Source organism: Mycolicibacter icosiumassiliensis (assembly GCF_900078685.2).
Taxonomy (GTDB): domain Bacteria; phylum Actinomycetota; class Actinomycetes; order Mycobacteriales; family Mycobacteriaceae; genus Mycobacterium; species Mycobacterium icosiumassiliensis.
Genome location: NZ_LT546166.1, coordinates 1,019,138 through 1,031,676 on the forward strand (window position 1 = coordinate 1,019,138; position 12,539 = coordinate 1,031,676).

General features: G+C 65.9%; 10 protein-coding genes. 8 read left to right on the plus strand and 2 right to left on the minus strand.

Annotation, left to right across the window (positions count from 1 at the left end):
• Entirely contained in the window at window positions 1-723 is a 723-nt protein-coding gene (locus BN4346_RS28550) for a GntR family transcriptional regulator (RefSeq protein WP_067969186.1), read from the plus strand.
• Between the two features lie 14 nt (window positions 724-737).
• On the plus strand, window positions 738-1,301 hold the full coding sequence (locus BN4346_RS28555; RefSeq protein WP_067969189.1) for a hypothetical protein: 564 nt from the start codon (window positions 738-740) through the stop codon (window positions 1,299-1,301).
• A 19-nt stretch (window positions 1,302-1,320) separates the two neighbouring features.
• Here BN4346_RS28555 and BN4346_RS28560 read toward each other — a convergent pair whose 3' ends face one another.
• Complete coding sequence (locus BN4346_RS28560) at window positions 1,321-1,716, minus strand: hypothetical protein (protein WP_067969191.1); 396 nt, start codon at window positions 1,714-1,716, stop codon at window positions 1,321-1,323.
• A gap of 176 nt (window positions 1,717-1,892) precedes the next feature.
• Complete coding sequence (locus BN4346_RS28565) at window positions 1,893-3,635, minus strand: molybdopterin-dependent oxidoreductase (RefSeq protein ID WP_067969194.1); 1,743 nt, start codon at window positions 3,633-3,635, stop codon at window positions 1,893-1,895.
• A gap of 586 nt (window positions 3,636-4,221) precedes the next feature.
• On the opposite strand from BN4346_RS28565, the gene eccB reads away from it, so the two are divergent.
• From eccB to BN4346_RS28595, 6 genes are all read left to right on the plus strand, one after another.
• Window positions 4,222-5,733: a type VII secretion protein EccB gene (gene eccB / locus BN4346_RS28570; protein WP_067969197.1), complete on the plus strand. Its 1,512-nt coding sequence runs from the start codon at window positions 4,222-4,224 to the stop codon at window positions 5,731-5,733.
• Complete coding sequence (eccCa, locus tag BN4346_RS28575) at window positions 5,730-9,944, plus strand: type VII secretion protein EccCa (protein ID WP_067969200.1); 4,215 nt, start codon at window positions 5,730-5,732, stop codon at window positions 9,942-9,944. Before eccB ends, eccCa begins: the two co-directional genes overlap by 4 nt.
• Window positions 9,945-10,304: 360 nt before the next feature.
• Window positions 10,305-10,604 (plus strand): PE family protein, encoded by a 300-nt coding sequence (locus BN4346_RS28580; RefSeq protein WP_067969202.1) that lies wholly within the window; start codon window positions 10,305-10,307, stop codon window positions 10,602-10,604.
• A gap of 156 nt (window positions 10,605-10,760) precedes the next feature.
• Window positions 10,761-11,057 (plus strand): WXG100 family type VII secretion target, encoded by a 297-nt coding sequence (locus tag BN4346_RS28585; RefSeq protein WP_047317297.1) that lies wholly within the window; start codon window positions 10,761-10,763, stop codon window positions 11,055-11,057.
• Window positions 11,058-11,071: 14 nt separating this feature from the next.
• Window positions 11,072-11,356, plus strand: coding sequence for a WXG100 family type VII secretion target (locus BN4346_RS28590; RefSeq protein ID WP_067969205.1), 285 nt, complete (start codon window positions 11,072-11,074; stop codon window positions 11,354-11,356).
• A 166-nt stretch (window positions 11,357-11,522) separates the two neighbouring features.
• Window positions 11,523-12,422 (plus strand): ESX secretion-associated protein EspG, encoded by a 900-nt coding sequence (locus tag BN4346_RS28595; RefSeq protein WP_067969207.1) that lies wholly within the window; start codon window positions 11,523-11,525, stop codon window positions 12,420-12,422.
• The last annotated feature ends 117 nt before the right edge of the window (window positions 12,423-12,539 follow it).

Genomic DNA, 12,539 nt, shown 5'->3' on the forward strand with positions numbered 1-12,539 from the left:
ATGTCTATCCCCGACTTCAGCACCCGGCCGCAGCTGTCGGAAGCCGTCGCGCGCTTCGTGCGCCAGCGGATCTTCGACGGCGGCTACGCCGCGGGGGAGTACGTCCGATTGGACCAGCTGGCAACGGAATTGGGCATCAGTGTCACCCCGGTGCGGGAGGCGTTGGTCGAGCTGCGCGCTGAAGGCCTGCTCGATCAGCAGCCGCACCGCGGGTTCGTCGTGTTGCCCGTGACCAGGCGAGATCTGGCCGATGTCGCCGACGTCCAGGCGTTCGTGGGCGGTGAGCTGGCGGCGCGAGCCGCCGCCGGCATCACCGCGGAGCAGTTGAGCGAGCTGACGCAGATCCAGTCCCGGCTCGAGCAGGCCTACGCCGGAGACGACGAAGAGCGGACCGTGCGGCTCAACCACGATTTCCACCGGGCCATCAATGTGGCTGCCGCCTCACCCAAGCTGGCCCAAATGATGTCGCAGATAACCCGGTACGCGCCCGAGGCGGTTTTCCCGGCCATCGCCGGGTGGCCGGAGCGGTCCATGGCCGACCACCGGCGGGTGCTGGCCGCGCTGGCAGCACACGATCAGGCGCTGGCCCGCGCCGCGATGGCCGAGCACTTGGCAGCCGGAGTGATGCCGCTGATCGAGCATCTGACCGACCGCGGTGTGGTGGAGTGCGAAGACGACTGCGTGGCGCGGACAGATCAGCGCCCGTCGGCGGCGGGGACGTGAGACCGTATCAACCTATGCAGAACCACACTTACCTGACCTACGAAGAGTTCGGGCGCAAGTTCTTCGAGGTCGCGGTCACCGAAGAACGAGTGGCAGCTGCGTTCGCCGTCATCGCCGGCGACGAGTTCGAGATGCCCGCGATGCGGCAGGGACCGGGCGGCATCGCCAAGGTCAGCGCGAAGGTGCGGGTCCAAGAACCCCGGGTGGCACGCGGTCTGGGTGACCTGCTGACGTTCGCGATCCACATTCCGCTGGAGATCGACCTGCTCATCGATCTGCGTCTGGACAAGCAACGGTTCACCGTGGCCGGCGACATCGCGCTGCACGCCACCGCGCGAGCCGCCGAACCGTTGCTGCTGATCATCGACGTGCCCAAACCACGGTCCTCCGACATCACCGTCGAGGTGTCCTCGACGTCCATCCGCGGCGAGCTGCTGCGGATCTTCGCCGGTGTCGACGGAGAGATCCGCCGATTCATCGCCAGTTACGTGGCAGCCGAGATCGACAGCCCACAATCCCAGCGGGCGCAGATCATCGACGTGGCCGAGCAGCTGGACTCGGCCTGGACCGGTATCTGACCGCTCGCCGCGGCAATCCCTACGGGTACGGGATTGCCGGGATGGCCGGAATCGCCGGGATGGCGGGAATCGCCGGGATTGCCGGAATTGCCGGGATGGCCGGGACGGCAGGCGCAGACGGGGCCCGTGGGGCTGCCGGAGCGGCCGGAGCCTGCTTCGCAGGGGGTTCAACGACTGGGGCAGCGCTGGTGAGCGGCGCATCCGGCAGTGCACTCGGGCCGGGTTCGGACCCGCCGGCGCCGCCGTCGGCGGGTGGGGTCGGCGCCATCGGCGCTGCGGGCGCCTCGGTGACTTCGCCGTAGGTGTCCTCGTCGGAATCGCTGTCGCAGCCGCCGCAGGCGGTCGCCACCGCACCCACCGCCAGTCCGACCGCCACCACCGACAGGACTGACTTTCTGATACCGCGATTGCGCATGGATTCTCCCCGTTGTTCCGTAGCCTCATCTCACCCTACGACGCCTGGATGGATTCGGCGGACCGACCGTCAACAACATCAGTCCGGGCCGCCGGGGGCTGTAACTTCCGCAGATGCGGCACGGCCTGACAGGTGTTCCTGTCAGGCCGTGCGAGCCGGCATTCCCTGGGTTCGACTCAGATCGTCTGATGGCGGCCGAAGAACTTGTGGTCTTCGCTGTAGCCGCCGTGGCCGCTGCCGATCTCCTTGTAGCTCTCCACGAACTCGATGCCCTTGATCCACTTCACCAGCTTGTAGCCGTGCTGTAGTTCGTTGCGCAGCCGCAGCGGCCGGCCGTGCATATAGGGCAGCGGCTGGTCGTTCATGTTGTAGGCCAGCATCGACATGTGGTGCCACATCTGGTCGACCGGGTGTGCGTTGTAGAAGATGCCGCCGGTGGCGCCCAGGCCCATGGAGTAGAAGATCGCCCACTTGGCCTGGGGCAGCGGCTTGACGACCTCCATGATCGTCGACATCGACACCCCACCCCACTTGGCCACGCCGGACCAAGCCTGCACACACATGTGCTGAGTGATCTGGTCGTGATACGGCAGAGCCTTGAGGTCCTCCAGCGAAAACTCCATCGGGTTCTCCACCAGCCCGTAGACCTTGAGCCGCCAGTCCTTGAAGTCGTTCGCTTCGTATTCCTTGTACTCGACGGTCTCCGGAAGCCGGCCGTTACGCCAGTGGAACGGCGAGATGTCGGCCTCGGTGAAGGTCCCGGGCTCGGGGTCGAGCTTCTCGAGGGCACGCTGGAAGGGCCCGATCAGGGCGTAGCCGATCTTCTGGACGACCCGCGGATAGCGCAGGGTGAGCGGCGTCGCCGCGATCCACCCGACGGTGCAGACCACCAACGCCACCGAGAAGACGCCGAACCCGACCCAGCTGTTGTCGTCGCGGGCAGCGAACATGTGGTTGAGGTTCACCCGTGCTTCGGTGGCGAACACCATCGTGACGTGCACCAGGATGAACATCAGGAAGTAGACCAGCACCACGAAGTGCAGGGACCGGGCGATCTGCAGGTTGAGCCGCATGTGCTTACTGATCAACCCGAGGCGCTGCGACAGTGCCGGGGACATCCCCAGGGCGGTGATCAGTGCGGCCGGAGCGGCGATGAACACCGTGACGAAGTAGGAGAGCATCTGCAGTGAGTTGTAGTTGGTCCAGGTGTGGTCGGTCGGCCAGTCCAGCGAGGCGTACTGGATGGCGACCGACGCGGCATTCGGCACGACGTCAAAGCTGGTGGGCACAATGCGGTGCCACTGACCGGTGGTGAACAGCAGCACGTAGAACACCGCGCCGTTGAGCAGCCACAGCACGCCCAGCCCCATGTGCCACCATCGGGCCAGCCCGATCGAGTGCCGGAAGCCGGGCAGCCCGAACTGTGCGGGCAGAGCAACAGTGTCGGCGTTGGCCGTCCAGTAGGGGTCGTCCGGCACCGGCGGCCCCACCCGCAGCCATTCGTCCTTGCCGGGAGTGGAGTTACGGCTGAAGTACAGCCGCGGGTGATCGCAGAGAATCTGGATCCCGGCTCGGATGATGAAGATCATCATGAACAGGTTGAAGAAGTGCGTCCACCCGGCCCAGGCGGGGATGCCGCCGGCGAACTCCGACGACGCGGCGCTACCTGGATATCGTGTGATGAAGTCCCCAACAGCGGGGATGTCGCGAATGCCCTTACCGATCGCGATCGTCGCCACCAGTCCGACGAAGCCGATCGGGATCAGCCACAGCAGGTTGAACCACTTATCCCGGCCGATACGCAGATGCGGGGCGACCGCGCGACGGGTCAGGTCGAAACCGCCGCCGTAGGTCTCGACGTCGACGGTCTCGTTGTGGTTCTTGTGAATTTCTGTCCGGTAGCCCTGTTCCAGCTCCAACTCGACGTCGACGACGTCAGCGGAGTAGTCAACTGGCCGAGTGGTCTCTTTTGTTGCTGGTGAGCTCGCGGGACCCCGCGGGTCGAGCGGCCCTTGCGTACCCTGTCCATCAATCGTGGTCACTTTTCGACGGTAACGCGGAACAGCTCGTGGCGCGATACTCTGGCATTAGATACGCAGGCTTCTGACAGGAAACTCAGGTAACGCAGTTGCGGATTTCGGTGACCACCGGCGCGCGCCGTGCCGTCGCCGGCACCGGGCTGGCTCATTGACCGGCGCGATCTTGTGATCGTGGCGATTATTTTCGGTGGGCAAACCACCGTTTTGTGCTGAGCAAGACGCAAGGGGACTCATGCGGATCACGCGCTTTACAGACCGTTCATCTAGCACGGTCATAATTCGAGGAAGAACCGGCGAAGTGCGTTTCGCCATCGCCATCAGATTGCAATCTGCACCGCGGGCAGTCGTAGCGCGACACAGCTAGCATGCGCAGTGTAGAAACTTGTGACCAGGCAGGGGTAGATGACGACCTATTGGGGACCGGCACCGCGCCGTAATCCGACAGTGCGACGGGCTGGGGCGCGCCGTGGCTGACGAACAGCGGGGACCCGGTTACGGCCTTGGGCTGTCGACGCGCACCCAGATGACCGGGTACCAATTCCTGGCGCGACGAACCGCGATGGCGTTGACCCGCTGGCAGGTTCGGATGGAGGTAGAGCCGGGCCGGCGCCAGTCGCTGGCCGTGGTGGCTTCCGTGTCGGCTGGGGCGGTCGTCTGCCTCGGTGCGCTGCTGTGGTCGTTTTTGAGTCCCTCGGGCCAGCTGAACGAATCGCCGATCATTGCCGACCGTGATTCTGGCGCCCTGTATGTGCGGGTCGGCGACACTATATATCCGGCGCTGAATTTGGCTTCGGCTCGACTGATCGCCGGTCGGGCCGACAACCCGCACAAGGTGCGTTCGACTCAAATAGCAGAGCAGCCGCACGGCCCCTTGGTTGGAATTCCCGGCGCGCCGTCGGACATCCTGCCGACGACGCCCTCGACATCGTCGTGGCTGATCTGCGACACCGTCGCCAATGTTCAGGGCGTCGGTGCGCCGTCGCCGGTGACCGTGACGGTGATCGACGGCGCCCCGGAGCTCAACTCCCGCCGCCGGGTGCTGGACGGGCCCGACGCGGTGGTGCTGCGCTACGGCAACGACTCCTGGGTGGTTCGCCAGGGCCGCCGCTCGCGCATCGACGCCGCCGACCGAGCGGTGCTGCTGCCGCTGGGACTGACTCCTGAGCAGGTCGACCACGCCCGCCCGATGAGCCAGGCGCTGTTCGACGCGTTGCCGGTGGGTCCAGAACTGGCGGTGCCTTTTGTGCCTGACGCCGGTCATCCGCCGGCCTTCCCGAATGCCCCCGGCCCGGTGGGAATGGTGTTCACCACACCGCAGTTGGCTGGGCCGCAACAATATTCGGTTGTGCTGATGAACGGCGTGCAGACGGTGTCGCCGGTGGTGGCCCGCATTCTGCAGAACGCCGGGGCCACCGGAGGCGGTGCGCCCGCAGTGGTGACTCCACAGGATCTGGCGAAGATGCCGGTGGTCACCGGACTGGACCTGTCGGCTTACCCCGAGGGACCGCTGCAGGTCGTCGACATCAAGGAGAACCCCGCCACGTGCTGGTGGTGGGAGCGTTCCACCGGCGACAGCCGGGCCCGGGTACAGGTGGTGTCCGGCCCGACGATTCCGGTGTCGCAGAAGCAGATGAAGCGGGTGGTATCCCTGGTGAAGACCAACGACATCAACGTGCCGGAGGCCGACCGGGTCTACTTCGGTTCGGGTTACGGCAACTTCGTCGCGGTGACCGGCAATGACCCGGACGCCTCCACCCGGGAATCGTTGTGGTGGATATCGGCCTCGGGCGTGCGATTCGGGATCCCCGGCGATGACGAGCGCAAGGCGCTGGGCCTGTTCGGAGAACCGGCGCTCGCGCCGTCGGTGGCGTTGCGCCTGCTGGCGCACGGCCCGACCCTGTCCCGCCAGGATGCGCTGGTACGTCACGACACCCTGCCAACCGATATGAGCCCAGCAGAATTGGCGGTGCCCAAGTGAAACGTGGATACGCCCGGCCGACGCCGGAACGCGCGCCGGTGGTCAAGCCCGAGAACATCGTCTTGCCGACGCCGCTGAGCGTGCCGCCGCCGGAAGGCAAGCCGTGGTGGCTGGTGGTGGTCGGCGTGCTCGTGGTCGGCCTGCTCGTCGGCATGGTCGCGATGACCGTGGCCAGCGGTTCCCGGATGTTCCTGGGCGCCGGCTCGATCTTCCCGATCTTTATGATCGGCGGCGTCGCGATGATGATGTTCGGCGGCCGTTTCGGTGGTGGCGCCCAGCAACTGAGTCGGCCCAAGCTCGACGCGATGCGCGCCCAGTTCATGCTCATGCTGGACCGGCTGCGCGAGTCCGCAGCGGAGTCCGCGGACAGCATGGACGCGAACTACCGGTGGTACCACCCGGCGCCGTCCACCCTGGCCGCGGCGGTGGGATCGTCGCGCATGTGGGAGCGCCAGCCCAACGGCAAGGACCTCAACTTCGGCCTGGCCCGCGTCGGGGTGGGGATGACCCGGCCCGAGGTGACTTGGGGTGAGCCGCAGAACATGCCGACCGACATCGAGCTCGAACCGGTGACCGGTAAGGCACTGCAGGAGTTCGGGCGCTACCAGAGCGTGGTCTACAACCTGCCGAAGATGATCTCGCTGCTGGTCGAGCCGTGGTACTCGCTGGTCGGCGACCGCGAGCAAGTGCTCGGACTGATGCGCGCGATCATCTGCCAGCTGGCCTTCTCCCACGGGCCCGACCACCTGCGCATGGTCGTGGTGACTTCGGATGTGGCGCAGTGGGATTGGGTGAAGTGGATGCCGCACTTCGGCGACCCGCGCCGCCAGGACGCCGCGGGCAACGCCCGGATGGTCTACCGCTCGGTACAGGACTTCGCCACCGAACACGCCGAACTGTTCTCCGGGCGCGGATCGTTCATGCCGCGCCACGCCAGCTCGTCGGCAGAGACCCCGACCCCGCACCACCTGATCATCGTCGACGGCCTGGACCCGCAGTGGGAGTACGTCAACACCACCGAGGGCATCGACGGGGTGACGTTCTTCGATCTGACCGGCGCACCGGAGTGGCGTGGCGTTTCGCAGCGGGTGCTGCGTCTCGACGACAAGGGCATCATCAACGCGCTGCCGCGTGACCGCGACACCTGGATGGTGATCGACGACAACGAGTGGTTCTTCGCCCTCGCCGACCAGATCAGCCCGACCGACGCCGAACAGTTCGCGCAGCGGATAGCGCACTGGCGGCTCGCGGCGGCCTACGAGGAGATCGGCCAGAAGGTGACGCACCACATCGGTGCGCGCGACATCATGGCCTACTACGGCATCGAAGACGCCGGCCGAATCGACTTCAAGGAGCTGTGGGCGAACCGGCGCGATACGGGCAGCCGAGGCCGGCTGCGGATTCCGTTCGGAAACCGCTCCGACAACGGCGAACTGCTCTTCCTGGACATGAAGTCCCTCGACGAGGGCGGTGACGGGCCGCACGGCGTCATGTCCGGCACCACCGGTTCCGGTAAGTCCACCCTGGTGCGCACGGTGATCGAGTCGCTGCTGCTGGCTCACCCGCCGGACGAGCTGCAGTTCGTGCTGGCCGACCTCAAGGGTGGATCGGCGGTCAAGCCGTTCGCCGGCGTGCCGCACGTGTCGCGGATCATCACCGACCTGGAAGACGACCAGGCCCTCATGGAGCGCTTCCTGGAGGCCATGTGGGGTGAGATCGCCCGGCGAAAGACCATGTGCGACAACGCCGGTGTGGACGGTGCCAAAGAATACAACGAGATCCGGTCTCGGATGCGGGCTCGCGGAGACGACAGTCTGCCGCCGCTGCCGATGCTGGTCGTCGTGATCGACGAGTTCTACGAGTGGTTCCGCATCATGCCCACCGCGGTGGAAGTGCTGGACTCGATCGGCCGCCAGGGCCGCGCCTACTGGGTGCACCTGATGATGGCCTCGCAGACCATCGAGAGCCGCGCCGAGAAGCTGATGGAGAACATGGGCTACCGGCTGGTGCTCAAGGCCCAGACCGCCGGGGCCGCGCAGGCCGCCGGCGTGCCCAACGCAGTGAACCTGCCGGGCAAGGCCGGCCTCGGCTACTTCCGTAAGAGCGGCGAAGAGGTTATCCGTTTCCAGGCCGAGTTCCTGTGGCGCGACTACCACCGGGGCGGATTGCTCGACGACGAGCAGATGCCCTTGACGCATGCCGTCGACTACATCCGGCCGCAGCTGTTCACCACCGAGTTCACTCCACTCGAGGTCAGCGTCAGCACGCCGGAGATCGAGGCGCCCGAGGAGATTGCGGCGATCGACTCCAAGCCGGCGACAGTCTCGGGTGAGGCCGCCGAGGAAGAGGATTTCATTCGGACGCCCAAGGTCGGCACGGTGATCATCGATCAGCTGCGCCAGATCGATTTCGAGCCTTACCGGCTGTGGCAGCCACCGCTGGACGTGTCGGTGAGCGTCGAGGACCTGGTGAACCGGCACCTGGGTCACCCGTGGCAGCAGGACTACGGCACCCGGCGCGACTTGGTGTTCCCGATCGGGGTCATCGACCGGCCGTATAAGCACGACCAGCCGCCGTGGACGGTGGACACCGCCGGCCCGGGCGCCAATGTGCTGATCCTGGGCGCCGGTGGTTCGGGCAAGACGACCGCACTGCAGACGTTGATCTGCTCCGCGGCGTTGACGCACACCCCCGAACAGGTTCAGTTCTACTGCCTGGCCTACAGCGGCACCTCGCTGACCACGGTTGCCGGACTGCCGCACGTGGGCAGTGTCTGTGGCCCGACCGACCCCGACGGGGTGCGCCGCACGGTGGCCGAACTGCTCGCGTTGGTGCGAACCCGCAAGCGCAGCTTCCTGGAGAACGACGTTGCATCGATGGACGTCTTCCGCCGGCGGAAGTTCGAGGGTGCCCCGGGACGCGTGCCCAACGACGGTTTCGGCGACGTCTATCTGGTGGTTGACAACTACCGAGCGCTCTCGGAGGAGAACGAGGTGCTCGTCGAGCAGGTCAACCAGATCATCAACCAGGGGCCCTCGTTCGGTGTGCACGTGATTGTGACTGCCGATCGCGAATCGGAGCTCCGCCCGCCGGTGCGAAGCGGTTTCGGATCCCGGGTCGAGCTGCGTCTGGCCGCGGTCGAGGACGCCAAGCTGGTGCGCTCCCGGTTCGCCAAGGATGTCCCGGTGAAGCCGGGGCGGGGCATGGTCGCGGTCAACTACGTACGCCTCGACAGCGACCCCCAGTCCGGCCTGCACACCCTGATTGCCCGGCCCGCGATGGCCGACACCGGCAAGAAGGTGTTCGAGTCCGACAGCGTCGCAGCCGCGGTCAGCCAGGTGGCGGTCGGCCGGGTCCGCCCGGTGCGGCGTCTGCCGGCGCGGTTCGGGTTGGAAGAGGTGCGCGCGGTCGCGGCCAACGACCGGCGCGAAGGGGTGGGAGCGGGCGGTATCGCCTGGGCGATCTCCGAACTCGACCTGCAGCCGGTCTATCTGAACTTCGCCGAGAACGGCCACCTGATGGTGACTGGGCGTCGCGAATGCGGCCGCACCACCACGCTGGCCACCATCATGAGCGAGATCGAGCGGCTCTACGCGCCGGGGTCCAGCAGCGCGCCGGCTCCCAGCCCGGACGGGCGGCCGTCGGCACAGGTGTGGCTGATCGACCCGCGTCGGCAGCTGCTGACCACGCTGGGGTCGGACTACGTGGAGAAGTTCGCCTACAACCTGGACGGCGCCGTCGCGCTGGTCAACGAGTTGGCTGTCACGCTGGCCAACCGTGAACCTCCGCCGGGGCTGTCAGCCGAAGAGCTGCTGTCGCGGACCTGGTGGAGTGGACCGGAGATCTTCTTGATCATCGACGACATCCAGCAGTTCCCGCCCGGCTTCGACTCGCCGTTCCAGAAGGCGGCGCCCTGGGTTACCCGGTCGGCCGACGTTGGCCTGCACGTGATCGCCACCCGCACCTTCGGCGGTTGGTCGTCCGCCGGTGCCGACCCGCTGCTGCGGGCCCTGCACCAGGCCAACGCGCCACTGTTGGTGATGGACGCCGACCCCGACGAGGGCTTCATCCGCGGCAAGATGAAGGGCGGCCCGCTGCCCCGTGGTCGTGGCCTGCTGATGGCCGAGGACACCGGCGTGTTCGTTCAGGTCGCCGCCACCGAGCTGCGGCGGGCGCCGGTGCAAGAGCGCGCGGCCACCCCGGCCGGCTGACCCGACTGTCCGGCAACCACTGTGACGCGAGCAACAGCGTCACAGTGGTTGCTGGCGCTGTCATAGCCCGGTGCGAGGCGGTGAATTAAGTGCGGCAGGATTTAAACCACGGCCTCGTGCCCGCCGGTATCGGAGTCGGGGGCGACTGCCCACCGCGCGGGAAATAACAGCTCTGTGTTTTTCCAGTTTGGAGGCATTTCATGGGCTGAACAGCCTGGTCGCGGCTACCGGATTGTTACCCCAGGTGAATACTTGTTATCGGCAGGTGAACAGTCGGCGTTCTGGCTACCCCCGGGCGCTTTGAGCGCTTACGATCGTCAGCGGAGAGATTGCTGACCGCGATCCAGAGGAGGGACTCGAATGTCGTTTGTGAATGCGCAGCCCGAAGCGCTGTCAGCGGCCGCTGCGAACCTGAGCGGTATCGGTTCGGCGTTGAACGCGCAGAACGCCGCCGCTGCCGCTCCGACCACCGGCGTGGTCCCGGCCGCTGCCGACGAGGTCTCGGCACTGACCGCGGCGCAGTTCGCTGCGCACGCGACGATGTACCAGCAGGTCAGCGCGCAGGCCGCAGCGATCCACGAAATGTTCGTCGCCACGCTCAACAGCAGTGCGACCTCCTACGCCGCCACCGAGGCGGCCAACGCCGCGTCCGCCGGCTGATCGGGAGCCAACCGCATTACCGGCTACGGGCTGATGGAAGGGGAACCATTCATTCGTTCAAAGCCGGTCGTCGGTTCCCGACTTAACCGGCGGCAATAACCCGTCAACGACAAAAATCAAACAGAAACAACGAACTTCAGACAAGGAGACAGAGCAGTGGCAACACGTTTTATGACTGATCCGGACGCGATGCGTTCGATGGCGGGCCGTTTTGATGTGCATGCGCAGACGGTGGAGGACGAGGCTCGTCGGATGTGGGCGTCGTCGACGAACATTTCCGGTGCGGGTTGGGGTGGTCTGGCGGAGCGGACGTCGATGGACACCATGGGTCAGATGCAGACCGCGTTTCGCAACATTGTGAACATGTTGCATGGGGTGCGGGATGGTCTGATTCGTGACGCGAACCACTACGAGCAGCAGGAAGCTGCTTCTCAGCAGATCCTGTCGAGCTAGGAGGAGAACCGCAGATGTCGATTAATTACCAGTTCGGTGATGTGGATGCGCACGGTGCGTTGATTCGTGCCCAGGCTGCGTCGTTGGAGTCTGAGCACCAGGCGATCGTGCACGATGTGTTGGCTGCCGGGGATTTCTGGGGTGGCGCGGGTTCGGTGGCGTGCCAGGAGTTTGTGGCGCAGTTGGGTCGCAACTTCGCGGTGATCTACGAGCAGGCCAACAGTCACGGTCAGAAGGTGCAGTCGGCCGGCAACAACATGGCCAACACCGACGCCTCCGTCGGCTCCAGCTGGGCCTGAGCGCCCCGCAGTTTCGCAGCGCGCGGCAGCACACCCGATCCATGGGTGTGCTGTCGCGTGCTGCAATTGGCGGGTGGTGCCGAGCGGTCGCGCCCTCCCGCGTGGTCCAATAGCCAAGTACATCGCTAGCCAAGCACAGCGACCAACCCGGTAGAGGAGGGTAGTGATGGACCCGAGCACCCGCACCGACATCACCGTCAACGTCGAGGGTTTCTGGATGTTGCAGGCACTGCTGGACATCCGCCATGTTGCTCCCGAGTTGCGGTGTCGTCCTTATGTTTCCACCGACTCAAGCGACTGGTTGTCGGAACACCCCGGCATGGCGGTGATGCGCGAACAGGGCATCGTCGTCGACGACGAAGTCAATGAGACCGTTGCGGCACGAATGCGGGTGCTTGCCGCGCCTGACCTCGAGGTGATCGCGCTGCTGTCGCTGGGAAAGCTGCGTTACGGCGTCATCGACGCCGACGACCAGGAGCCCGGCACCCGCGACATCCCCGACAACGAGTTCCGGGTGCTGCTGGCGCGGCGCGGTGAGCACTGGGTGTCGGCGGTACGCGTCGGCACCGATATCACCGTCGACGACGTCTCGGTGACCGATGCCGCCTCGATCGCCGCGCTGGTGATCGACGGTATGGAATCCATCCACCACGCCGACCCGGCCCAGATCACCGCGGTCAACGTGCCGATGGAGGAGATGCTGGAGGCCACTCAGAGCTGGCAGGACTCGGGTTTCAACATTTTCACCGGGGGAGACCTGCGCCGGATGGGAATCAGCGCCGCCACCGTCGCGGCGCTGGGACAGGCGCTTTCGGAGCCGGCGGCCGAAGCCGCGGTATATGCGCGGCAGTACCGCGACGACGCAAAGGGGCCCAGCGCCTCGGTGCTGTCGCTCAAAGACGGGTCGGGCGGTCGGATCGCGCTGTATCAGCAGGCGCGTACCGCAGGCTCGGGCGAAGCATGGCTGGCGATCTGCCCGGCCACCCCGCAGCTGGTTCAGGTGGGCGTCAAGACCGTCCTGGACACCCTGCCCTACGGCGCCTGGAAAACGCATCGGAGGGTCTAGCGATCTGCTCGGGTAGGTCTGGGCACCGAATGCCAAGTGTCGCACCGGAAAACTGCGGGTAAATCGCGATCGTGCGAATTGCATGAAGTGCCTTTAGAATTGGACTGAATTTCAAAA